Origin of the sequence: Pseudomonas sp. 7-41 (assembly GCF_021233075.1) — a bacterium.
Lineage (GTDB): Bacteria > Pseudomonadota > Gammaproteobacteria > Pseudomonadales > Pseudomonadaceae > Aquipseudomonas > Aquipseudomonas veronii.
This window is the reverse complement of record NZ_CP089551.1, coordinates 4,730,729-4,752,379: the sequence shown is the minus strand read 5'-3', so window position 1 is coordinate 4,752,379 and position 21,651 is coordinate 4,730,729. Positions and strand designations below refer to the sequence as shown.

22 protein-coding genes and 4 tRNA genes are annotated in these 21,651 nt (G+C 60.8%); 19 read left to right on the top strand and 7 right to left on the bottom strand.

All coding sequences use genetic code 11. From position 1 onward, the window contains the following. The first annotated feature begins 3 nt into the window (after positions 1-3). From truA to LQ249_RS21385, 12 genes are all read left to right on the top strand, one after another. Complete coding sequence (gene truA / locus LQ249_RS21440) at positions 4-828, top strand: tRNA pseudouridine(38-40) synthase TruA (protein ID WP_046382638.1); 825 nt, start codon at positions 4-6, stop codon at positions 826-828. A 64-nt stretch (positions 829-892) separates the two neighbouring features. Next, positions 893-1,525 (top strand): phosphoribosylanthranilate isomerase, encoded by a 633-nt coding sequence (locus LQ249_RS21435; protein WP_232565893.1) that lies wholly within the window; start codon positions 893-895, stop codon positions 1,523-1,525. A 244-nt stretch (positions 1,526-1,769) separates the two neighbouring features. Next, entirely contained in the window at positions 1,770-2,690 is a 921-nt protein-coding gene (accD, locus tag LQ249_RS21430) for an acetyl-CoA carboxylase, carboxyltransferase subunit beta (protein ID WP_046382640.1), read from the top strand. Then, entirely contained in the window at positions 2,687-3,994 is a 1,308-nt protein-coding gene (gene folC, locus LQ249_RS21425; RefSeq protein WP_046382641.1) for a bifunctional tetrahydrofolate synthase/dihydrofolate synthase, read from the top strand. The genes accD and folC overlap by 4 nt, the downstream gene beginning before the upstream one ends. Continuing rightward, positions 3,978-4,631 (top strand): SPOR domain-containing protein, encoded by a 654-nt coding sequence (locus LQ249_RS21420; protein ID WP_169864893.1) that lies wholly within the window; start codon positions 3,978-3,980, stop codon positions 4,629-4,631. Before folC ends, LQ249_RS21420 begins: the two co-directional genes overlap by 17 nt. Before the next feature lie 257 nt (positions 4,632-4,888). Continuing rightward, on the top strand, positions 4,889-5,446 hold the full coding sequence (locus LQ249_RS21415; protein WP_057005681.1) for a CvpA family protein: 558 nt from the start codon (positions 4,889-4,891) through the stop codon (positions 5,444-5,446). Between the two features lie 41 nt (positions 5,447-5,487). Then, positions 5,488-6,993 carry an amidophosphoribosyltransferase gene (gene purF, locus LQ249_RS21410; protein WP_017847690.1) on the top strand — a complete coding sequence of 502 codons (1,506 nt, stop codon included), beginning with the start codon at positions 5,488-5,490 and terminating at the stop codon, positions 6,991-6,993. Positions 6,994-7,058: 65 nt separating this feature from the next. Continuing rightward, positions 7,059-8,270, top strand: a complete 1,212-nt coding sequence (locus LQ249_RS21405; protein WP_057005680.1) for an O-succinylhomoserine sulfhydrylase — start codon at positions 7,059-7,061, stop codon at positions 8,268-8,270. Between the two features lie 11 nt (positions 8,271-8,281). Continuing rightward, complete coding sequence (locus LQ249_RS21400) at positions 8,282-9,046, top strand: SDR family oxidoreductase (protein ID WP_017847688.1); 765 nt, start codon at positions 8,282-8,284, stop codon at positions 9,044-9,046. A 107-nt stretch (positions 9,047-9,153) separates the two neighbouring features. Then, positions 9,154-9,229: transfer RNA gene (locus LQ249_RS21395), tRNA-Val, on the top strand. A gap of 55 nt (positions 9,230-9,284) precedes the next feature. Beyond that, positions 9,285-9,361 (top strand) — tRNA-Asp (locus LQ249_RS21390). A 105-nt stretch (positions 9,362-9,466) separates the two neighbouring features. After that, a tRNA-Asp gene (locus tag LQ249_RS21385) sits at positions 9,467-9,543 on the top strand. A gap of 224 nt (positions 9,544-9,767) precedes the next feature. On the opposite strand, the gene LQ249_RS21380 is transcribed toward LQ249_RS21385, so the two are convergent. Further along, positions 9,768-11,051, bottom strand: coding sequence for an NAD(P)/FAD-dependent oxidoreductase (locus tag LQ249_RS21380; protein WP_017847687.1), 1,284 nt, complete (start codon positions 11,049-11,051; stop codon positions 9,768-9,770). Positions 11,052-11,235: 184 nt separating this feature from the next. On the opposite strand from LQ249_RS21380, the gene LQ249_RS21375 reads away from it, so the two are divergent. Then, positions 11,236-11,312 (top strand) — tRNA-Val (locus LQ249_RS21375). Between the two features lie 545 nt (positions 11,313-11,857). Then, a complete protein-coding gene (locus tag LQ249_RS21370; RefSeq protein WP_057005678.1) occupies positions 11,858-12,535 on the top strand; it encodes an HAD family hydrolase in 678 nt (225 codons plus the stop codon). A 19-nt stretch (positions 12,536-12,554) separates the two neighbouring features. On the opposite strand, the gene LQ249_RS21365 is transcribed toward LQ249_RS21370, so the two are convergent. From LQ249_RS21365 to csrA, 3 genes are all read right to left on the bottom strand, one after another. Beyond that, positions 12,555-12,851 carry a hypothetical protein gene (locus tag LQ249_RS21365; protein ID WP_017847684.1) on the bottom strand — a complete coding sequence of 99 codons (297 nt, stop codon included), beginning with the start codon at positions 12,849-12,851 and terminating at the stop codon, positions 12,555-12,557. A 95-nt stretch (positions 12,852-12,946) separates the two neighbouring features. Further along, complete coding sequence (locus LQ249_RS21360; RefSeq protein ID WP_046382646.1) at positions 12,947-13,210, bottom strand: hypothetical protein; 264 nt, start codon at positions 13,208-13,210, stop codon at positions 12,947-12,949. Between the two features lie 211 nt (positions 13,211-13,421). Further along, positions 13,422-13,616 (bottom strand): carbon storage regulator CsrA, encoded by a 195-nt coding sequence (gene csrA / locus LQ249_RS21355; RefSeq protein ID WP_003192511.1) that lies wholly within the window; start codon positions 13,614-13,616, stop codon positions 13,422-13,424. 247 nt (positions 13,617-13,863) lie between these two features. On the opposite strand from csrA, the gene LQ249_RS21350 reads away from it, so the two are divergent. Beyond that, on the top strand, positions 13,864-14,244 hold the full coding sequence (locus tag LQ249_RS21350; RefSeq protein ID WP_026140121.1) for a hypothetical protein: 381 nt from the start codon (positions 13,864-13,866) through the stop codon (positions 14,242-14,244). 43 nt (positions 14,245-14,287) lie between these two features. Here LQ249_RS21350 and LQ249_RS21345 read toward each other — a convergent pair whose 3' ends face one another. The 3 genes from LQ249_RS21345 to LQ249_RS21335 all read right to left on the bottom strand — a co-directional run bounded on the left by LQ249_RS21345 (position 14,288) and on the right by LQ249_RS21335 (position 16,515). Continuing rightward, positions 14,288-14,980 carry an endonuclease gene (locus LQ249_RS21345; RefSeq protein WP_057005677.1) on the bottom strand — a complete coding sequence of 231 codons (693 nt, stop codon included), beginning with the start codon at positions 14,978-14,980 and terminating at the stop codon, positions 14,288-14,290. Between the two features lie 4 nt (positions 14,981-14,984). Beyond that, a complete protein-coding gene (locus LQ249_RS21340) occupies positions 14,985-15,236 on the bottom strand; it encodes a DUF1654 domain-containing protein (protein ID WP_017847680.1) in 252 nt (83 codons plus the stop codon). 190 nt (positions 15,237-15,426) lie between these two features. Continuing rightward, on the bottom strand, positions 15,427-16,515 hold the full coding sequence (locus LQ249_RS21335; protein ID WP_017847679.1) for an asparaginase: 1,089 nt from the start codon (positions 16,513-16,515) through the stop codon (positions 15,427-15,429). A 563-nt stretch (positions 16,516-17,078) separates the two neighbouring features. On the opposite strand from LQ249_RS21335, the gene LQ249_RS21330 reads away from it, so the two are divergent. From LQ249_RS21330 to LQ249_RS21315, 4 genes are read left to right on the top strand one after another with little or no spacing between them, the layout of a single operon-like run. Beyond that, complete coding sequence (locus tag LQ249_RS21330) at positions 17,079-18,038, top strand: sugar ABC transporter substrate-binding protein (protein WP_026140120.1); 960 nt, start codon at positions 17,079-17,081, stop codon at positions 18,036-18,038. 57 nt (positions 18,039-18,095) lie between these two features. After that, positions 18,096-19,649 carry a sugar ABC transporter ATP-binding protein gene (locus LQ249_RS21325; RefSeq protein WP_232565892.1) on the top strand — a complete coding sequence of 518 codons (1,554 nt, stop codon included), beginning with the start codon at positions 18,096-18,098 and terminating at the stop codon, positions 19,647-19,649. Continuing rightward, positions 19,646-20,623 (top strand): ABC transporter permease, encoded by a 978-nt coding sequence (locus tag LQ249_RS21320; protein WP_046382649.1) that lies wholly within the window; start codon positions 19,646-19,648, stop codon positions 20,621-20,623. Before LQ249_RS21325 ends, LQ249_RS21320 begins: the two co-directional genes overlap by 4 nt. 3 nt (positions 20,624-20,626) lie before the next feature. Next, a complete protein-coding gene (locus tag LQ249_RS21315) occupies positions 20,627-21,649 on the top strand; it encodes a LacI family DNA-binding transcriptional regulator (RefSeq protein WP_104902760.1) in 1,023 nt (340 codons plus the stop codon). Positions 21,650-21,651 lie beyond the last annotated feature (2 nt).

Here is a 21,651-nt window from a genome sequence, read left to right as displayed (position 1 = left end):
GAAATGGCGGCTGCAGGCTTTTACCGCATCGCCCTGGGCGTGGAATACAAAGGTTCGCGCTATTGCGGCTGGCAGCGCCAGGCGTCCGGCGTGCTGACGGTGCAGGAAACCCTGGAAAAGGCCCTGTCCAGAGTCGCCGACTCGCCGGTATCGCTGATGTGCGCCGGGCGTACCGACGCGGGCGTCCACGCCTGCGGCCAGGTGGTTCACTTCGACACCCAGGCCGAGCGCTCGATGAAAGCGTGGGTGATGGGCGCTAATATCAATTTGCCCCATGACGTCAGTGTCAGTTGGGCCAAGGTCATGCCGGCGCACTTTCATGCGCGCTTCAAGGCGATCGCCCGGCGTTACCGCTATGTGATCTACAACGATCAGATCCGCCCGGCGCACCTCAACGAAGAAATCACCTGGAACCACCGCCCGCTGGATGCCGAGCGCATGGCCGAAGCCGCGCAGCATCTGGTTGGCGTCCACGATTTCAGCGCGTTCCGTGCCGGCCAGTGCCAGGCCAAGTCACCGATCAAGGAAGTCCATCACTTGCGGGTGACGCGTCACGGCAAGATGATCGTGCTGGATATCCGCGCCGGAGCGTTCCTGCACCATATGGTGCGCAACATTGCCGGTGTGTTGATGACCATCGGCACCGGCGAGCGCCCGGTGGAGTGGGCCAGGGAAGTACTGGAAAGCCGTATTCGGCGGACCGGCGGCGTCACGGCGCATCCGTTTGGCCTGTATCTGGTGGAAGTGGAGTACCGCGACGAGTTCGAGCTGCCGCAGCGCTTCATCGGGCCACACTTCCTCACAGGTTTCAGCGAACTTGGCGGCTGACGCCCGGAAAAGCTTTTGTTACCATCCGGGACTTTCTCGGTTCAACCCCTGAGGTTTCCACGACATGTCAGCCGTTCGCAGCAAGATTTGTGGGATTACCCGCATAGAAGACGCGCTGGCGGCAGTCGAAGCGGGGGCGGATGCCATCGGTTTCGTGTTTTATGCCAAGAGCCCGCGGGCGATAAATGTGCTGCAGGCGCGGGCGATCATCGCCGCACTGCCGCCGTTCGTGACCACCGTGGGCTTGTTCGTCAATGCCAGCCGCTGCGAACTCAACGAAACCCTGGATGCCGTGCAACTGGACATGTTGCAGTTTCACGGCGATGAAAGCCCTGACGAATGCGAAAGCTACCAGCGTCCGTATATCAAGGCGTTGAGAGTCAAGGCCGGGGATGATATCGCCGGCGCTTGCGCCGCCTACACCGGCGCGCGCGGGATACTGCTGGACACCTACGTCGAAGGCGTACCCGGCGGCACCGGCGAAGCCTTCGATTGGTCGCTGATCCCCGAGGGGTTGAGCAAACCGATCATCCTGGCCGGCGGGCTTACCCCCGCCAATGTCGCGGCGGCGATCGAGCAGGTCCGGCCGTATGCCGTGGATGTCAGCGGTGGGGTAGAGCAGGGCAAGGGCATCAAGGACCACGGCAAGATTCGCGCATTCATGCAGGCTGTGCGCAACAGCGATGGCGTGATGTGACGGCTGGCAGTCTGCCGCCGTCCATAACTACCACTGTGTAAAACAGCCCGGTGCCACCTGCGGGAGGCCCGGAAATGAAGTGGCAACCCTGCACGGGCAGGTTGTCTGGAAGGCTGAGGAAACATGCGGGAAATGGCTGGTCGAACGTCTGACCCCGTCCTGCATGTGTCATCGCCACATATGAATTTAGCTCAAGGGCATACGCGGGGCTGTGTTCAAGCCACCGGTACTGGAGAAAGAAAGCATGAGCAACTGGTTAGTAGACAAACTGATCCCTTCGATCATGCGTTCCGAGGTGAAAAAAAGCTCGGTTCCTGAAGGTCTGTGGCACAAATGCCCATCCTGCGACGCGGTGTTGTACCGCCCGGAGCTGGAAAAGACCCTGGACGTTTGCCCTAAGTGCAACCACCACATGCGTATCGGCGCTCGCGCGCGCATCGACATTTTCCTCGACGCCGACGGCCGTAACGAGCTGGGCGCGGACCTGGAGCCGGTTGACCGCCTCAAGTTCCGTGACGGCAAGAAGTACAAGGACCGCCTGACCGCTGCACAGAAGCAGACCGGTGAGAAAGACGCGCTGATTTCGGTCAGCGGCAAGCTGCTGGGCATGCCGGTCGTGGTGTCGGCGTTTGAGTTCTCCTTCATGGGCGGTTCCATGGGTGCCATCGTCGGCGAGCGTTTCGTGCGCGCCGCCAACTACGCCCTGGAAAACCGCTGCCCGATGATCTGCTTCGCAGCCTCCGGTGGTGCGCGCATGCAGGAAGCCCTGATCTCCCTGATGCAAATGGCCAAGACCTCCGCGGTGCTGGCGCGTCTGCGGGAAGAGGGCATTCCGTTCATCTCCGTGCTGACCGATCCGGTGTACGGCGGTGTTTCCGCCAGCCTGGCGATGCTGGGCGACGTGATCGTCGGCGAGCCCAAGGCCCTGATCGGCTTTGCCGGCCCGCGTGTGATCGAGCAGACCGTTCGCGAAAAACTGCCGGAAGGCTTCCAGCGCAGCGAATTCCTGCTGGAGCACGGTGCGATCGACATGATCATCGCCCGTGGCGAGTTGCGTCCACGCCTGGGTAGCCTGCTCGCGCAAATGATGGGCCTGCCGACGCCGGTCTACATCGCGCCGAAGGTTGAGCCGATCGTCGTGCCACCGGTGCCTGCAAACCTATGACCCAACGTACCCTGGGCGAATGGCTCGCCTACCTTGAGCAGTTGCATCCGTCCGCCATCGACATGGGCCTGGAGCGCTCGCAACAGGTAGCGGCCCGCCTCGGGTTGGGCCGCCCGGCGCCGCGAGTGATCACGGTGACGGGGACCAACGGCAAGGGCTCGACCTGTGCCTTTGTCGCAGCGCTGCTGCAGGCCCAAGGCCTGAAGGTCGGCGTGTACAGCTCGCCGCACCTGCTGCGCTACAACGAGCGGGTGCAACTCAATGGTGTGGAAGCCACTGACGAGCAGCTCTGCGAAGCCTTCGCCGCGCTCGATGCCGGGCGCGGTGAGATTTCCCTGACGTACTTCGAGATGGGCACTCTGGCGGCGTTCTGGCTGTTCGAACGGGCGCGCCTGGACGTGGTCGTGCTTGAAGTGGGCCTGGGCGGGCGCCTGGATACGGTCAACGTGGTGGATGCCGACCTGGCGCTGGTCACCAGCATCGGTGTCGACCATGTCGACTACCTGGGCGATACCCGTGAATCCGTGGCCTATGAAAAGGCCGGCATCTTCCGCCAGGGCAAGCCTGCGCTGTGCGGTGACCTGGACCCGCCGCAGACGTTGCTCGACCGGGTGCGGGAGCTGGATTGCCCATTCTTCCTGCGCGGGCGTGAGTTCAATCTTGACGTCGGTGCTGAGCATTGGCAGTGGCGCGGGCGTGATGCGCGCGGCCAGCTCGTGGCGTTGCATGACCTGCCGCTGCTGAACCTGCCGATGGAAAACGCCGCGCTCGCCCTGCAAGCCTATCTGCTATTGGATCTGCCGTGGAATCCTGCGCAGATTGCTCGTACATTGCTGGCGACGCGGATCGTCGGGCGTCTCGATCGCCGTGCCTTCGATTGGCAGGGCAAGCGCCTGAACCTGCTGCTGGATGTGGGGCACAACCCCCACGCCGCCGAATACCTCGCGCAACGCCTGTCGCGTACAGCGCCGGTCGGTCGCCGCCTGGCGGTGTTCGGCTTGCTGGCCGACAAGGATCTGGAGGGCGTAGTGACGCCGTTGCTGGGGAATGTCCAGGCCTGGGCCGTGGCGCCCCTGGACACGCCGCGTAGCCGTCCGGCCGCCGAGCTTGAGGCGGCCTTGCAGAACCTTGGTGCGCGCGTGGCGTCGTATGCAAGTGTCACTGCGGCCCTTGAGGCGCAGTGTGCGGTTGCCACGCCCGAGGATGAGATTCTGTTGTTCGGGTCATTTTATTGTGTTGCCGAGGCGCTCGAATGGTTGGCCCGGCGCTCCACGGAGGAAGCTGCACATGGCATTACTGGATAGCGCATACAAGCAGCGGATGGTCGGAGCCCTGGTGCTGGTGGCCTTGGCGGTGATTTTCCTGCCGATGCTGTTTTCCCGTCAGGACGAACAGCGCCAGGTGGTCGTTGAGGCCCCGGCAGCGCCCCAGGCGCCGGTCGTGCCTCAGGTGCAGGTTGAGCCGGTGGTGGTGCCTGAGCCGCAGGCATTGCCTGAAGAAGAGCCGGTGCCGGCCGATGAGGAGCTGGCCGCGCAGCCGGCCCCTTCGATGCCGGTGCAGCCGAGTGTGCCTGTGGTCAAGCCGGCGCCTGCCGTCGCTGCCAAGCCTGCCACGCCAGCGCCTGCCCCCAAGCCGGTCGTGCCGCAGCCTGCCGCGCCGGGCAAACCGGACGTGGGTCAGAGCCGCATCGACCCGAATGGCCTGCCGATCAGTTGGTCGATCCAGTTGGCCAGCCTGGCCAATCGCGAAAGCGCCGAGGCCTTGCAGAAAAAACTGCGCAGTCAGGGCTACAACGCTTACATCCGCAGCGCCGATGGCAAGAACCGCGTGTTTATCGGGCCGTTGATCGAGCGTGCCGAGGCGGACCGCCTGCGCGATTTGTTGGGGCGTCAGCAGAATCTCAACGGTTTTGTGGTGCGTTTCCAGCCTGAACGCGGCTGAGTTCACGCCGCTTTCAGCTTGGAATGCAGTCAAATGTGGGAGGGGGCTTGCCCCCGATGGCGGTCGATCAGTATCGGTTGTGCTGACTGACCCACCGCCATCGGGAGCTAGCCCCCTCCCACTTTGGTTTTGTGCGGGCCTTGAAATGCGCTTAACTCGTCACAAACTATTGTTTTGCAAAGCACCCGCAATCACAGCTTACCGATAGCCCGGCGCTCTGCTAAAATGCGCCGCCTTATCCGTCTGTAGGCTGCACCGTGCCATTTACCTGGGTTGATTGGGCGATCGTCGCAATCGTCGCCATCTCCGCTTTGATCAGTCTAAGCCGCGGCTTCGTAAAAGAAGCACTGTCGTTGCTGACCTGGATCATTGCAGGAGTCGTCGCCTGGATGTTCGGCGGTTCGCTGTCGGTCTACTTGAGCGGGTACATCGAGACACCTTCGGCTCGCGTCATCGCGGGCTGCGCCATCATGTTCATCGCCACGCTGCTGGTGGGAGCAATGGTCAATTATCTTATTGGCGAGTTGATACGTGTCACCGGCCTCTCCGGGACCGATCGATTTCTCGGCATGGCCTTCGGCGCTGCGCGTGGCGCGTTGCTGGTGGTCGTGGCGGTCGGGCTGTTGAGCCTGGGGCCAGTACAGCAGGATTCGTGGTGGCAGGAGTCGGTACTCGTGCCAAAATTTCTATTGGTTGCAGATTGGTCCAAGAACCTCATTTTGGGGTGGAGCAGTCAGTGGCTGGCCAGCGGGATCAGCATACCCGCTGATCTTCCGTTCAAGGAGCACCTCTTACCGGCCAAAACGCCTCAGTAAGCAGTGTTCAGTCAAGATTCATTAAGTAGGGGTTGCGTCGCATGTGTGGCATCGTCGGTATCGTCGGTAAGTCGAACGTCAATCAGGCGCTGTATGACGCGCTAACCGTCCTCCAGCACCGCGGCCAGGACGCTGCCGGTATTGTGACCAGCCACGACGGCCGGTTATTCCTGCGCAAGGACAATGGTCTGGTACGTGACGTGTTCCATCAGCGTCACATGCAGCGCCTCGTCGGGCACATGGGCATTGGCCATGTGCGTTACCCGACTGCCGGTAGCTCGACCTCGGCCGAAGCTCAACCGTTTTACGTCAACTCGCCTTACGGCATCACCCTGGCGCATAACGGTAACCTGACCAACGTTGAACAGCTGGCCAAGGAGATTTACGAATCTGACCTGCGCCACGTCAACACCAACTCTGACTCGGAAGTGCTGCTCAACGTGTTCGCGCACGAGCTGGCCCAGCGCGGCAAGCTGCAGCCGACCGAAGAAGATGTGTTCGCCGCCGTCACCGACGTGCATAACCGTTGCGTCGGTGGTTACGCGGTAGTGGCGATGGTCACCGGTTATGGCATCGTCGGTTTCCGTGACCCGCACGGCATCCGTCCGATCGTGTTCGGTCAGCGTCACACCGATGAAGGCGTCGAGTACATGATCGCCTCCGAAAGCGTGTCCCTGGACGTGCTGGGCTTCACCCTGATCCGCGACCTGGCACCGGGCGAAGCGGTGTACATCACCGAAGATGGCAAGTTGCACACCCGTCAGTGCGCTGTTGCGCCGAAACTCACTCCGTGCATCTTCGAACACGTCTACCTGGCGCGTCCGGATTCGATCATCGACGGCGTTTCGGTGTACAAGGCGCGCCTGCGCATGGGCGAGAAGCTGGCCGACAAGATCCTGCGCGAGCGCCCTCAGCACGATATCGACGTGGTGATCCCGATCCCGGACACCAGCCGTACCGCTGCGCTGGAGCTGGCCAACCACTTGGGCGTCAAGTTCCGTGAAGGCTTCGTCAAGAACCGCTACATCGGCCGCACGTTCATCATGCCTGGCCAGGCGGCGCGCAAGAAGTCGGTACGCCAGAAGCTCAATGCCATCGAACTGGAATTCCGCGGCAAGAATGTGATGCTGGTGGATGACTCCATCGTGCGTGGCACCACCTGCAAGCAGATCATCCAGATGGCCCGCGAAGCTGGCGCGAAGAACGTGTACTTCTGCTCCGCCGCGCCTGCCGTGCGTTACCCGAACGTGTACGGCATCGACATGCCGAGCGCCCACGAGCTGATCGCCCACAACCGCACGACCCAGGACGTAGCCGATCTGATCGGCGCCGATTGGCTGATCTATCAGGACCTTTCCGACCTGATCGAAGCGGTCGGCGGTGGCAAGATCAAGATCGAGCAGTTCGACTGCGCGGTGTTCGACGGCAAATACGTGACCGGTGATGTCGATGAGGCTTACCTGAACAAGATCGAGCAGGCGCGTAACGACTCGTCGAAGATCAAGACCCAGGCGGTCAGTGCGATCATCGATCTGTACAACAATTGAGTAAACACCGGCCCTGAGGGGCCGGTTTTGTATCTTAAACAAAGCATTGAGTAAGGAGTCGCAGCATGAGTCAGGAATGGGATGCCGGTCGGTTGGACAGCGACCTCGATGGCGTAGCTTTCGATACCCTGGCTGTGCGCGCCGGTCAGCACCGCACGCCGGAAGGCGAGCACGGTGATCCGATGTTCTTCACCTCCAGCTATGTGTTCCGCACCGCTGCCGACGCCGCTGCGCGTTTTGCCGGTGAAGTGCCGGGCAACGTCTATTCCCGTTACACCAACCCGACCGTGCGGGCGTTCGAAGAGCGTATCGCCGCACTGGAAGGCGCTGAGCAGGCGGTCGCCACGGCGACCGGCATGGCGGCGATCCTGGCGGTGGTCATGAGCTTGTGCAGCGCCGGCGACCATGTGCTGGTGTCACGCAGCGTGTTCGGTTCGACCATCAGCCTGTTTGAGAAGTATTTCAAGCGCTTCGGTATCGAAGTGGACTACGTGCCTTTGGCGGATCTTTCCGGCTGGGATGCGGCAATCAAAGCCAATACCAAGCTGCTGTTCGTCGAGTCGCCGTCCAACCCGCTGGCCGAGTTGGTAGACATCGCCGCGCTGTCGCAAGTCGCGCATGCCAAAGGCGCCATGCTGGTGGTCGACAACTGCTTCTGCACGCCGGCGTTGCAACAGCCGTTGAAGCTGGGTGCGGATGTTGTCGTGCATTCGGCGACCAAGTTCATCGACGGCCAAGGCCGTTGCATGGGTGGTGTGGTGGCGGGGCGTAGCGAGCAGATGAAAGAAGTGGTGGGTTTCCTGCGCACGGCCGGCCCGACCCTGAGCCCGTTCAATGCATGGATCTTCCTCAAGGGCCTGGAGACTCTCAGCCTGCGGATGAAAGCCCATTGTGCCAATGCCCAGGCCCTGGCCGAGTGGCTGGAGCAGCAGGACGGTATCGAGAAGGTTCACTACGCCGGCCTCAAGAGCCATCCGCAGCACGCATTGGCCCAGCGCCAGCAGCGCGGCTTCGGTGCGGTGGTGAGTTTTGAAGTGAAAGGCGGCAAAGAGGGCGCCTGGCGCTTTATCGACGCGACGCGCCTGATCTCGATCACCGCCAACCTGGGTGACAGCAAGACCACCATTACCCATCCGAGCACCACGTCCCACGGCCGCCTGGCACCGCAGGAGCGGGAAGCGGCGGGTATTCGCGACAGCCTGATCCGTGTTGCGGTGGGGCTTGAAGACGTCGCTGACTTGCAGGCTGATCTGGCCCGTGGGCTGGCGGCCTTGTGATCGAGTGGTCCATGGAAGCGGCTGCGGGCGGTAACGGCCGCGTCGCGCTGGTGACGGGCGCTGCCCGGGGCATTGGCCTGGGGATCGCGGCGTGGCTGATTAGCGAAGGCTGGCAGGTGGTGTTGGCCGACCTGGACCGCGAGCGCGGCTCCAAGGTCTCCAAGGTGCTCGGCGAGAACGCCTGGTTTATCACCATGGACGTGGCCGACGAGAAGCAAGTCGCCCAGGGCGTCGCTGAAGTGCTTGGGCAGTTCGGGCGCCTGGACGCATTGGTGTGCAATGCGGCGGTGGCCGACCCGCGCAATATCACCCTTGAAAGCCTTGACCTGGCCTCCTGGAATCGCGTGCTGGCGGTGAACCTCAGCGGCCCGATGCTGTTGGCCAAGCACTGTGCGCCGTACCTGCGCGCCCATGGCGGTGCGATCGTCAACCTGGCCTCGACCCGGGCTCGGCAGTCGGAGCCGGACACCGAAGCCTACGCGGCGAGCAAGGGCGGCGTGCTGGCCCTGACACACGCCTTGGCGATGAGCCTTGGCCCGGAAGTGCGGGTCAATGCCGTCAGCCCTGGCTGGATCGATGCGCGTGATCCGGCAGCCCGTCGCGCAGAGCCGCTGACCGACGCCGACCACGCCCAGCATCCGACGGGCAGGGTTGGCACGGTGGAGGACGTGGCGGCGCTGGTGGCATGGCTGCTGTCGCGCCAGGCCGGGTTCGTCACCGGCCAGGAGTTTGTGGTGGACGGCGGCATGAGCAAGAAGATGATTTACAGCGAGTAGGGTGGATAGCCGTCTTGAAACTATTTTGTCTTTTTCAGAAAAACTTCAAGCAGGCTATTGACTTAGGTCCGCTATCTGCGTAAATTTCGCGGCCTCAACGAAGCAAAGGGTGATTAGCTCAGCTGGGAGAGCATCTGCCTTACAAGCAGAGGGTCGGCGGTTCGATCCCGTCATCACCCACCACTTCTTGAGAGTTTTGCCCTAGGGTAAGACGCAACGTTAAAGGTTGCACCGACGCGCAGCGGTAGTTCAGTCGGTTAGAATACCGGCCTGTCACGCCGGGGGTCGCGGGTTCGAGTCCCGTCCGCTGCGCCATATTTTCCAGGTTCGATTCGTCGGGCTTGAGGTTGAACAGCCAAGGCTGATCAGCCAGATGTTTAAAGACGGTCGAGGGTTTACGCTCGGCCGGTCAAGCGATACGCAGCGGTAGTTCAGTCGGTTAGAATACCGGCCTGTCACGCCGGGGGTCGCGGGTTCGAGTCCCGTCCGCTGCGCCATATCTGCTTCAAGGCCCACTGAACGCCTTGCAGCACAAAGAAAGCCGTTGGCTGCCTTTGACCCGATAGCAAAGACCCTGGTCGAAAGACCGGGGTTTTTTGTGTCTGCGATTCAGCATTGATCAGCGCGTGTCGGCAAGCTACCTCAGCCTCTGTGGACGCAAGCTTGCCTGTGATGGCGTCGGCTGAGTGCGCCGTGCCAGCATCCCAGGCAAGCCTTCCCATCAGAACCCCAGCTTATCCCGTAGCCCGTAATACCAGGCGCCCATCGCGGCAAACGGCGTGCGCAGCAGTTGCCCGCCGGGGAACGGGTAGTGCGGCAGGTCGGCAAACGCGTCAAAACGCTCTGCCTGGCCTCGAAGGGCCTCTGCCAGTACCTTGCCCGCCAGGTGCGTGTACGTCACGCCGTGGCCGCTGCAGCCTTGGGAGTAATAGATGTTGTCGCCCAGGCGACCGACTTGCGGCAAGCGCGACAGGGTCAGCAGGAAATTGCCGGTCCAGGCGTAGTCAATCTTCACATCCTTGAGTTGCGGGAAGGCCTTGAGCATCTTCGGGCGGATGATTGCTTCGATATTGGCCGGGTCCCGCGCGCCATAGACCACGCCACCGCCGAAGATCAGGCGTTTGTCACTGGTCAGGCGGTAGTAGTCGAGCAGGTAGTTGCAATCTTCGACGCAGTAGTCCTGTGGCAATAGCGTTTTGGCCAGCTCGTCCCCCAGCGGTGCGGTGGTGATCACCTGCGTGCCGCACGGCATCGATTTGGCCGCCAATTCCGGCACCAGGTTCCCCAGGTAGGCATTGCCGGCGACGATGATGAACTTCGCCCTGACCTTGCCCTCGGCGGTGTGTACCACTGGGTTGGCGCCGCGCTCGATGCGCAATGCGGCTGACTGCTCATAAATCGTGCCGCCGAGGGACTCTACGGCTGCTGCTTCGCCCAGCGCCAGGTTGAGCGGGTGGATATGTCCGCCGCTCATGTCCAGCAGGCCGCCGACGTAATTGTCACAGGCCACCACCTCGCGGATGCGCCGCTCGTCCAGCAACTCCAGCTGCGTATGGCCATAACGCTCCCACAAGCGCTTCTGCGACTCCAGGTGACCCATGTGCTTGCTGTTCAGCGCGGCGAATACTCCACCGTCCTTCAGATCGCACTGAATCTGGTACTTGGCGATCCGCTCACGAATGATCCTGCCGCCCTCGAACGCCATCTGTCCCAGCAACTGCGCCTGCTTCGGCCCGACGCTGCGCTCGATCACATCGATATCGCGGCTGTAGCTGTTGACGATCTGCCCGCCGTTGCGGCCAGACGCGCCAAACCCTACCTTGGCCGCCTCCAGGACTGTCACGCGAAAACCGTTCTCCAGCAGAAACAGCGCGCTGGAGAGCCCGGTGTAGCCAGCACCGATCACGCACACATCGGTTTCGACTTCACCTTGCAGCACTGGGCGAGGCGGAGCCGCATTCGCCGACGCGGCGTAATACGACTGGGGGTAGGGGGTGTTCGCCATCCTGGAACCTCTGTTTTATATTTTTTACGAGTGCCCCGATCCTACCTGAGTTGAAAATCGCCTGCCAGCCGCCCGAAAAATACGGGTGTACGGGCCGAAAATAAAAAATTCGCATATTCATAGGGTTAGCTGCAAAAAAGATGTTGACAGCCCTCCGGAATTCCGTAGAATGCCGCCTCACAGCAGGCACGTAGCTCAGTTGGTTAGAGCACCACCTTGACATGGTGGGGGTCGTTGGTTCGAGTCCAATCGCGCCTACCAAACAAAATCCGCTCTGCTGGGCGGTCTGGAAGGGCTCACCGAAAGGTGAGCCCTTTTTTGTTGTCTGAAATTTGGGCGTCGTTTTGCCACGCCCCGTTCGCGGCGGACGGTGAAGCGGGCGATCAGAAGAAAAGCTGAGCCACCGCTAGCAGACAGATGATCTGGACGAACATCTGGCCGAGAATTTCGCCATTGAACGTTTCCATATGCGTTTGTCCGGCGTACATAGTGGCTAGCCTCTTTGTCGGCAATCTTGCCCTGAACGATGCACAGAACGTGCGGTTGCTTTGTTGAGTGTAGTGGCTGAATGAGAATCTTCACGCCGGGCCGACACAAGGCGATCACCCCCCCCACGGTTTGTCGGTCTGCAGCAACAATTCTCCCGCCTTGGAAAAAACCACTCGAAACACGTCGCCCCGCCCTGGGCTCTGCCGCTGTAGCGCCGGGGATGCGTCGCGTGAGCGCTGTTGGCGTTTACAAGCGTCGAGGTGATCCGTAGATTGCCTCGAGTCTATTTTTGTCGTCGCCTGCGAGGAAGCCACACCGTGTCCATCCCCGGTTCAGCCGTATTTGCCCAGCGTTATCGCGCCTTCCTGTTCGATATGGATGGCACCTTGCTCAACTCCATTGCGGCTGCCGAACGGGTGTGGAGTATCTGGGCTGAACGTCATGGCCTGGATGTGGCGGCGTTCCTGACCACCATTCATGGCGCGCGGGCGATCGATACGATCAGGCGTCAGGCGTTGCCTGGGGTCGATCCTGAGGCTGAGGCGCAATGGATCACCGAGGCCGAGCTGAATGATGTCGAGGGTGTCGTGGCGATTCCCGGTGCCGTTGCGTTCTTGAATGATGTGCCCAGCGATCAATGGGCGTTGGTGACGTCCGCCCCCAGGGAGTTGGCGCTACGGCGCCTACAGGCGGCGGGCATCAGTCCGCCGGCGGTGTGGGTGACGGCCGAGGATGTCGCCAACGGCAAGCCGGATCCCGCCTGCTATAGGCTGGGTGCGCAACGTCTGGGTGTCGCGGCCCAGGACTGCCTGGTATTCGAAGATGCGACGGTGGGGATCCGAGCGGGGGAGGCGGCGGGCGCGGATGTGATGGTCGTGACCTCGACGCACCTGACACCCATGGTGACTGCGCATGCCTGGATCGACGGGTATGAGCAGTTTCAGGTGCGGCGCGACGCTGAAGGCCTGCTGCGCGTCGAGCGCCGAATGGAGTGAGAGGGAAAGGGCGCGCGTTCTATCGGCCGTGGCCTTCTTCACACGTGCCTGGGGCGCCGGGCGTGTGCAAAGGATAATTTTTCACGCCCTGGCGCGACAGCACCATCTCTCTGAGTATCTCATTGGCAAGTCGGGCAATCGCTTCTTCGCCGCGATAGTGTGCGCGCACGATGCCGGTGATTGCGAAGTGGTCGGTGTTCGGGCCGCTGAGAATGGCTGAGAGGGTGCCGTCAGCATGTAATGTGCAGACGACCTTATAGCTGGGCAAGCGCGATGCCAGTGCAGATTCGATTTGGGATTTGCTCAGGGTGTCCATCTGCTTCAACGCCTTTCAGCCGACCGTGCAAGGCCAAGCATAGGTGCTGCTGCAGGGCTGTAAATACCGGCGATCTGATAGCCAGGCATCAGCCGTCAGTGGGTAGTTCTCCGGTGTTCGCCGGGAGCTGCGCGCTGGCACATTTTGCGCTGGACGGTTTTCTGGATCGGCTTGAGGCAGAACACAAACAGGTAGCCGCCGAGCAACAGCGTCAAGTCCAGCCATGACGGCACATCGGTGACGTAGATATCTTTGATTTCGAACCTCAAGCCGCATTCCAATCCTGCAAAGACGAGCCCGATGAACAGGGCGATCATCCAGGAACGGGCGGCAAAAGGTCGCTTCGTGCTAGGCCTCATCGATGTGCTCCTGAGTGCACTCGTATGGCGGAAGAGGTTCTCACGAGGTTCGGCTGCAAATCATGTAACAAGTTCCGGGCGTAATGACAGTTTCATCTTTTTAGCGACGATGAAAGGGCCGGATACGCTGAACGCGAAAAGAACGCGAGCAGGCCAATAGGGTTTTCGCCAGCCGTGACCGTGAACGAAAAGGCTGGCTACTGAAGGCGCTTCAAGGCGTCTGGTTTTTGTCCGGCGCCGTCAGGCCGGCCTGGATGCGCTGGTAGATTTCCTCGCGATGCACGGCAACATCCTTCGGTGCATTGATGCCGATTCGTACTTGCTGGCCGCTGACGCCCAGGATGGTGATCGTAATGTCATCACCGATGTTTATGCTTTCACCAACTTTACGGGTGAGTATCAGCATGGACTTCTCCTTGATTACTTTTAAGGACACATGTTTCAGACAGGGCAGGTGTCGGATGTGTGTAGCTTACTGCTAAGCGCTTCCCTGTGACTGCCTCTTTTAGGACGCATAGAGGCGACATTAATTCCCATGGCGTCATCATACAGGTCTGCGATACATGATTCGCATTGTTTAACCCAACGTTTATGACGGCCAGAATAGACAGTGGATGATAAAGTTGCCTCTTTATCCTTAAAGGAGCAGGGCAGTGCGTAAAGTAGCGATGGCAATGGCGGTGTTGGCATTGGCCGGTTGCGGTGAAGGCAAGCGTGTCGAAGAGCCCAGGGCCAAGCCCGCCGTGACTGAAAGCCAGCCGCAAACCGGTGCGATTGCCGCTCAGGAGTGGGACCTGCGCGTGGGTCCGCCGGATCACAAGCTGCAGGCGATCACCGACCTGACCGCCTGGTTGCTGGAGCATGGTTTCAATTTTTATATCGTGAAGGAAGACGGCAAGGATGTGGTGCTGTTGGGGCCATTCCAAACCAGGGCCGAGGCTGAAGCCAAACAGGCCTTGCTGACGGAAAAACTTGCCCGTGCCAAGAAAAACGACACCGAGTCGCAGATCATCGAACACAAGGTCGCGCAGTAACCGGCCGATTGGGCGGGAAAATACCGATTTTTCCCGCTCGGTTTCAGTTGCAGGCTTTCAGATTCACCGGGCCGACGAACTCGTTGCCGCGCCCCATCACGCAGGCTACCGTCTGATTGCGTTGGCGCTCCCAGGTCTGCACCGGATAGGTCTTGTTCCAGGCTTCGTACAGTTGGCGATCCTGTTTCGACAGGCGCAAGCCGTATTGTTTACTCATGTAAAAATACGTCCGTGCGATCATCCCGCGAATGGACGGACGCGGCATGACCTTCTTGGCCTTGAAGTCGACCTGGGTCAGGCATGAACCGTACTGCCCGCTTTGCACCGGCAGCCAGCCAAAACTGAAGTTGTTCCGGTCGCCATTGACCTCGCCGATGCTCGGCACGAGGTTGTGCAGGTCGGCTTCGGCACGTTTGAACACGTCGTCATACCGCGTACAGTTCTTGCGCCCGCCATTCTGCCAGCACTGGCGCTGATGCCCGATCTGCCAGGCCGGCACGATATGTTCCCACTCGATGCGCGCGGCGCGGCTGGCGTTTTTGCGTGGGATGTAGCCGCAGGCTTTCAGGTCTACGCGGTTGCCCGTGTATTTGCAGCCGCAATAGAACTCGGTGGATTGTGGTGCGTAGAGTTTCCAGGCGATTTTCTTGGCTTCGCTGAACGTTCGGGGCGCTTGGGCGTGGGCGGCGATGGCAAAAAACAGACACAAAAACACAGCAGTAAAACGGACACTCATTGAATCAATCTTCCTTCGGCACAACCCAGAAAATCTGCACGCCACCGTCGTCCCGGTAGGCGAGTGTGACGTTGTCGTTCTCCGCAATTTCCTCCAGCAGACGTTGCCATTCGTCCTCCGGTTCATCCGGCAGGCGGAAGATCAAGGCTGCCTTGGCTTTCTGGGCGTTGGTCGAATTGATGATCTTTTGCACACGAAGGGCCAGGCGTTCGTAAGCATCAGGCGGGGTTGGCGCTGCGGAAGAGGACTTTGCCACGGAGTATTCCTTAGTAAGCTGTACGTGCATACAGTATTTAACTGTAGGCGATTTCGCAACTGCTTAAAATTCAACAAGCTCGTCTGACAGTGATTCAAGCGAATTGATGTAGGGCGGGGAGATATGTAGCGAGGGTTTTGCGGGGAAGCAGGGGCGGGCGAATCCGCCCCTGCACAGGTGTTACCAGGAATCAGTATTCCCAGAACATCCGTTGCAGCTCTTTGCTGTCCTGGGTCTTGGTCAGGCCAACCATTGCCAGAATCCGCGCTTTCTGTGGGTTCAGGTCGTGGGCAGCCACCCAGTCGTACTTGTCGTCAGGCTGTTCGGCGTTGCGCAGCACGAAACCGCCGGCATTCACGTGGGACGAGCGAATGATCTGCACGCCTTGCTTGCGCAGTTCCTGCAGGGCCGGGACGACCTTGGAGGACACCGAACCGTTGCCGGTGCCTGCAAAGATGATGGCTTTGGCGCCGGCCTGGGCCAGGGCTTTGGCGGCAGTGTCGCTTACGTTGCCGTAGCCGTAGGCAATTTCGACGTCGGGCAGGCTCTTGATGGTCTTGATGTCGAACTCGGAGTCCATGGTGTGACGCTTGGCCGGCAGGCGGAACCAGTAGGATTTGCCTTCAACCACCATGCCCAACGGGCCCCATGGGCTCTTGAACGCTTCGGTCTTGATGTTGACCATCTTGCTCACGTCGCGACCCGACTGGATCTCGTCGTTCATGGTCACCAGCACGCCCTTGCCGCGGGCATCCTTGCTGCCGGCGACGGCGACGGCGTTGTACAGGTTGAGCATGCCGTCTGCCGACATGGCGGTACCTGGGCGCATCGAGCCGACAACAATGATGGGTTTGTCGGTTTTTTCCACCAGGTTCAGGAAGTAAGCGGTTTCTTCCAGGGTATCGGTGCCGTGGGTGATCACGATGCCGTCGACGTCCTTGCTGTCAGCCAGTTCGGCGACGCGGCGACCCAATTGCAGCAGGTTTTCGTTATTGATACTTTCGGAGGCAATTTGCATGACTTGCTCGCCGCGCACATTGGCGATCTGGCTAAGCTCGGGAACACCGGCGATCAATTGCTCGATGCCGACTTTGGCTGCCTGGTAGGTGGCGCTGTTAGCGGTGCTGGCGCCGGCGCCGGCAATGGTGCCGCCGGTGGCGAGGATCACCACGTTGGAGAGTTTGGCTTTGGTTTCGACTTCTTTTGCCTGAGCGGCAACGGGGAACAGCAGCAGGAGGGCGAGTGCGCCCGGAACAAAGGTCTTCAGTGCAGATTTCATTATTTTTCTCTCTGGTTTTTGATGAGTGCGGTAGCAAGTTCATCTAGAGCGCTCGGGCGGTTCTGAACGCCTCGAGGTGCAGGAAGGGAGCAGGATTTGTACCAGCCTGAACGCCTCCGTGTTTATTATCTAAAGTATTGATTTAAAACAAATTAAATTTATCTTTAAGAAGGTTTGTCCATGCACTTGTCCGGCTTTCCGAACAAAGCGTGGGTGTTGCGTTCGGTTGTCCGAAGATAATGACGGGATAGTCGCCGGAGGCGTATGACATCGGCGGCACTGCCTGTCGTTTTAGAGAACGATCCGGCGACGGTGATGTTTAATAACCCCGCGAGACAGGCTGGAACGCAGGCGCTAGAGGGCTTGGGTGGAGGGCGGTTTTCTTCCGTTGACAAATCCTGGCAAGGTTCTCATAGTTTGTTTAACGCAAACGTTTGCGAGATGTTTCGCGGGTGCGCCCTGAACGTCTTGAAAGCTCGTATCAGTCACCCGGGTGGGTGGGCTGCCGAAGTGTTCTTCGGTGCAAGCGTTGCTCCCAATAATCATAAGATCGGAGTGAACCCATGAAGCTGCCATTCGCTGGACGTCTTCTTGCTGTCGCTGTGCTTGCCGCCGCATCTGCTGCTCTGCCTCTCTCTTCTGCATTCGCCGCCGACACCGCCGCCAAACCCAAGGTCGGCCTGGTGATGAAATCCCTTGCCAATGAATTCTTCGTCACCATGCAAGAGGGCGCGAAGGACTACCAGAAGTCCCACGCCGCTGATTTCGACATGATCACCAACGGTATCAAGAACGAAACCGATACCAGCGCGCAGATCGATATCGTCAACCAGATGATCCTCGCCAAAGTGAACGCCATCGTCATCGCACCGGCTGACTCCAAGGCACTGGTCACCGTGCTGAAAAAAGCCTCCGATGCCGGCATCAAGGTCGTCAACATCGATAACCGCCTGGACCCGGGCGTGCTGAAAAGCAAAAACCTCGATATTCCCTTCGTCGGCCCGGACAACCGCAAAGGCTCCAAGCTGGTGGGTGATTACCTGGCCAAGCAACTGGCCGCGGGTGACAAGGTCGGCATCATCGAAGGCGTACCGACCACTACCAACGCGCAGCAGCGCACCGCAGGCTACAAGGATGCGATGGACGCGGCCGGCATGAAGATCGTCTCCACCCAATCGGGCAACTGGGAAATCGACCAGGGCCAAAAGGTCGCCTCTGCGATGCTGAGCGAATACCCCGACCTCAAGGCGCTGTTGGCCGGTAACGACAACATGGCCCTGGGCGCCGTCTCGGCCGTGCGTGCGGCAGGCAAGGCTGGCAAGGTTCTGGTCGTAGGCTACGACAACATCGCCGCGATCAAGCCGATGCTGCAGGACGGCCGTGTCCTGGCGACCGCCGACCAGGCTGCCGCACAGCAGGCCGTGTTCGGTATCCAGAACGCGCTTAAGCTGGTCAAGGGTGAGAAGGTCGACGCTCAAGACGGCGTGATCGAAACCCCGGTCGAACTCGTCCTCAAGAAGTAATCCCGGCTGCACCCAACAGCGTCCGCTCACCCTGAGCGGACGCCTGGAGATTTTCCTATGTCATCTTCCGCCCCGACCGCTGTCCTCTCGGTCAGCGGTATCGGTAAGACTTATGCCCAGCCGGTTCTGTCCGACATCACCTTGACGCTCAATCGCGGGGAAGTGCTGGCGCTGACCGGTGAAAACGGCGCAGGCAAAAGTACCTTGTCGAAGATTATCGGCGGGCTGGTCACACCGACCGCCGGGCACATGCAATTCAACGGTAAGGACTACCGCCCCGGCAGTCGCACCCAGGCCGAAGAGCTGGGCGTGCGGATGGTCATGCAGGAACTCAACCTGCTGCCGACGCTGACCGTGGCCGAAAACCTGTTCCTGGACAACTTGCCCAGCCACTGTGGCTGGATCAGCCGCAAGCAGCTGCGTAGCGCGGCGATCGAAGCGATGGCGCAGGTCGGCCTGGATGCGATCGACCCGGACACCCTGGTCGGCAGCCTGGGTATTGGCCATCAGCAAATGGTCGAGATCGCCCGCAACCTGATCGGCGACTGCCATGTGCTGATTCTCGACGAGCCCACGGCTATGTTGACCGCCCGTGAAGTCGAGATGCTGTTTGAGCAAATCACCCGCCTGCAGGCCCGGGGCGTGGCGATCATTTATATTTCACACCGGCTCGAAGAGTTGGCCCGTGTCGCCCAACGCATTGCAGTACTGCGTGACGGCAAACTGGTCTGCGTCGAGCCGATGGCCAATTACAACAGCGAGCAACTGGTGACCTTGATGGTCGGCCGCGAGCTGGGCGAGCACATTGATCTGGGGCCCCGTACCATCGGCGGCCCGGCCTTGACGGTGAAAGGGCTGACCCGTGCGGACAAGGTCCGCGACGTCTCCTTTGAAGTGCGTGCCGGCGAGATCTATGGCATCTCCGGCCTGATCGGCGCCGGCCGCACGGAATTGCTGCGCCTGATCTTCGGTGCCGACCTGGCCGACAGCGGCACCATTGCCCTGGGGGCGCCGGCCCAAGTGGTGAGCATTCGCTCGCCGGTCGACGCAGTGGGCCACGGCATCGCCCTGATCACCGAAGACCGCAAGGGCGAAGGTCTGCTGCTGACGCAATCCATCAGCGCGAATATCGCCTTGGGCAACATGCCGGAAATTTCCGGCGGTGGTGTGGTAAATAGTCGCGACGAAACCGCCCTGGCCAAGCGTCAGATCGACGCCATGCGTATCCGCAGTTCCAGTCCGGCACAGTTGGTGTCCGAATTGTCCGGCGGTAACCAGCAGAAAGTCGTGATTGGCCGCTGGCTGGAGCGCGACTGCTCGGTGATGCTGTTCGATGAGCCGACCCGTGGCATCGACGTGGGGGCCAAGTTCGACATTTACGCCTTGCTCGGCGAGTTGACCCGCCAGGGCAAAGCGCTGGTGGTGGTGTCCAGCGACCTGCGCGAGCTGATGTTGATCTGTGACCGCATCGGCGTGCTCTCTGCCGGGCGGTTGATCGAGACCTTCGAGCGCGACCGCTGGACCCAGGATGAATTGCTTGCCGCCGCCTTCGCCGGCTATCAGAAACGTGACGCGCTGCTCAACGATACAGTGCTTAGGAATGCCCAATGAAAACAACAACTTCCCCCGGTAAAGCGGGCGGCAATTTTTACGGCCTGGGCACCTACCTGGGGCTGGCGGGTGCGTTGCTGGCGATGATTGCGCTGTTTTCGGTGCTCAGCGATCACTTCTTGTCCTACGACACCTTCAGCACCCTGGCCAACCAGATCCCGGACCTGATGGTGCTGGCGGTGGGCATGACCTTCATCCTGATCATCGGCGGTATCGACCTGTCGGTGGGTTCGGTCCTGGCCCTGGCGGCGTCGGCGGTCAGCGTGGCGATTCTCGGCTGGGGTTGGAGCGTGTTGCCGGCCGCCGTGCTCGGCATGGGCTGCGCCGCGCTGGCCGGCACCATCACCGGCTCGATCACCGTGGCCTGGCGGATTCCGTCGTTTATCGTGTCCCTTGGCGTACTGGAAATGGCACGCGGCGTGGCGTACCAGATGACCGGCTCGCGCACGGCTTATATCGGTGACTCCTTTGCCTGGCTGTCCAATCCGATCGCCTTCGGGATTTCGCCTTCATTCATCATCGCTTTGCTGGTGATCGTCGTCGCCCAACTGGTGTTGACTCGCACGGTATTCGGCCGTTACTTGATCGGTATCGGTACCAATGAAGAGGCCGTGCGTCTGGCCGGGATCAATCCCAAACCTTACAAGATCCTGGTGTTCAGCCTGATGGGCCTGCTGGCGGGTGTTGCGGCGCTGTTCCAGATATCGCGCCTGGAGGCGGCAGACCCGAACGCCGGGTCCGGCCTGGAACTGCAAGTGATCGCGGCCGTGGTGATCGGCGGCACCAGCCTGATGGGCGGGCGCGGCTCGGTGATCAGTACGTTCTTCGGTGTGTTGATTATTTCGGTATTGGCGGCTGGCCTGGCGCAGATCGGTGCCACCGAACCCACCAAGCGCATCATCACCGGGGCCGTGATCGTGATTGCCGTGGTCCTCGATACCTACCGCAGTCAACGCGCCAGTCGGCGGGGCTGAACCATGGCGACGATTAAGGATGTGGCAGCCCTTGCAGGTATTTCCTACACCACCGTGTCGCATGTGGTGAACAAGACGCGCCCGGTCAGCGAGCCGGTGCGCCTCAAGGTGGAAGCGGCGATCAAGCAACTGGACTATGTGCCCAGCGCCGTGGCGCGTTCGCTCAAGGCCAAGACCACCGCCACCATCGGCCTGCTTGTGCCCAACAGCCTCAACCCGTATTTCGCCGAGCTGGCCCGGGGGATCGAGGATTACTGCGAGCGTAATGGCTATTGCGTGATCCTCTGCAACTCCGACGACAACGCCGAAAAGCAACGCAGCTATTTGCGAGTGTTGCTGGAGAAGCGCGTCGATGGCTTGATCGTGACCTCGGTGGGCGGCGACGACAGCGGCCTGGCCGCGGGCTTGAGCGCGGTCCGCACGCCCATGGTGATTGTCGACCGGGCGTTGGACGGTATTGATGTCGACCTGGTGCGTATAGATCACGAGCAGGGCGCCTACCTGGCGACCCGGCATTTACTTGAACTGGGCCATCGGGACATCGCCTGCATCGGCGGCCCCGGCCATACCCGCGTGGCACAAATGCGTCTGGCGGGGTATCACCGCGCTTTGCGCGAGGCGGGTATCGACGTTGCCGCCAATCGCACCCTGGAAAGCGACTTCACCAGCACCGGCGGTTATGCCGCGGCAGTGAAGTTGCTGGCGGAAAACCCGCCGAGCGCGATTTTCGCCAGTAACGACATGATCGGTTTCGGCGTGTTGCGTGCGGCAGCCGAGCGCAACATCCGCGTGCCGAGCGAATTGTCGGTGATCGGCTTCGATGACATCCAAATGAGCCGCTATGTGTACCCGGCGCTGACCACGGTCGGGCAGTCGATCGTGCAATTGGGCGAGACGGCGGCCGAGTTGTTACTGCGACGAATTGCGACCCCCCAACTGCCGATCGATCAACGCATCGTGACGCCGAGTATTGTCTTGCGTGAGTCGACGGCGCCACTTGCCGGTGTGTTCGCCCAATACCGCTGAAC

Coding starts and splice junctions, on each gene's coding strand:
- truA (WP_046382638.1), top strand. CDS start 4: ATGGCGGCTGCAGGCTTTTACCGCATCGCCCTGGGCGTGGAATACAAA.
- LQ249_RS21435 (WP_232565893.1), top strand. CDS start 893: ATGTCAGCCGTTCGCAGCAAGATTTGTGGGATTACCCGCATAGAAGAC.
- accD (WP_046382640.1), top strand. CDS start 1,770: ATGAGCAACTGGTTAGTAGACAAACTGATCCCTTCGATCATGCGTTCC.
- folC (WP_046382641.1), top strand. CDS start 2,687: ATGACCCAACGTACCCTGGGCGAATGGCTCGCCTACCTTGAGCAGTTG.
- LQ249_RS21420 (WP_169864893.1), top strand. CDS start 3,978: ATGGCATTACTGGATAGCGCATACAAGCAGCGGATGGTCGGAGCCCTG.
- purF (WP_017847690.1), top strand. CDS start 5,488: ATGTGTGGCATCGTCGGTATCGTCGGTAAGTCGAACGTCAATCAGGCG.
- LQ249_RS21405 (WP_057005680.1), top strand. CDS start 7,059: ATGAGTCAGGAATGGGATGCCGGTCGGTTGGACAGCGACCTCGATGGC.
- LQ249_RS21400 (WP_017847688.1), top strand. CDS start 8,282: ATGGAAGCGGCTGCGGGCGGTAACGGCCGCGTCGCGCTGGTGACGGGC.
- LQ249_RS21380 (WP_017847687.1), bottom strand. CDS start 11,051: ATGGCGAACACCCCCTACCCCCAGTCGTATTACGCCGCGTCGGCGAAT.
- LQ249_RS21365 (WP_017847684.1), bottom strand. CDS start 12,851: ATGGACACCCTGAGCAAATCCCAAATCGAATCTGCACTGGCATCGCGC.
- LQ249_RS21360 (WP_046382646.1), bottom strand. CDS start 13,210: ATGAGGCCTAGCACGAAGCGACCTTTTGCCGCCCGTTCCTGGATGATC.
- csrA (WP_003192511.1), bottom strand. CDS start 13,616: ATGCTGATACTCACCCGTAAAGTTGGTGAAAGCATAAACATCGGTGAT.
- LQ249_RS21345 (WP_057005677.1), bottom strand. CDS start 14,980: ATGAGTGTCCGTTTTACTGCTGTGTTTTTGTGTCTGTTTTTTGCCATC.
- LQ249_RS21335 (WP_017847679.1), bottom strand. CDS start 16,515: ATGAAATCTGCACTGAAGACCTTTGTTCCGGGCGCACTCGCCCTCCTG.
- LQ249_RS21330 (WP_026140120.1), top strand. CDS start 17,079: ATGAAGCTGCCATTCGCTGGACGTCTTCTTGCTGTCGCTGTGCTTGCC.
- LQ249_RS21325 (WP_232565892.1), top strand. CDS start 18,096: ATGTCATCTTCCGCCCCGACCGCTGTCCTCTCGGTCAGCGGTATCGGT.
- LQ249_RS21320 (WP_046382649.1), top strand. CDS start 19,646: ATGAAAACAACAACTTCCCCCGGTAAAGCGGGCGGCAATTTTTACGGC.
- LQ249_RS21315 (WP_104902760.1), top strand. CDS start 20,627: ATGGCGACGATTAAGGATGTGGCAGCCCTTGCAGGTATTTCCTACACC.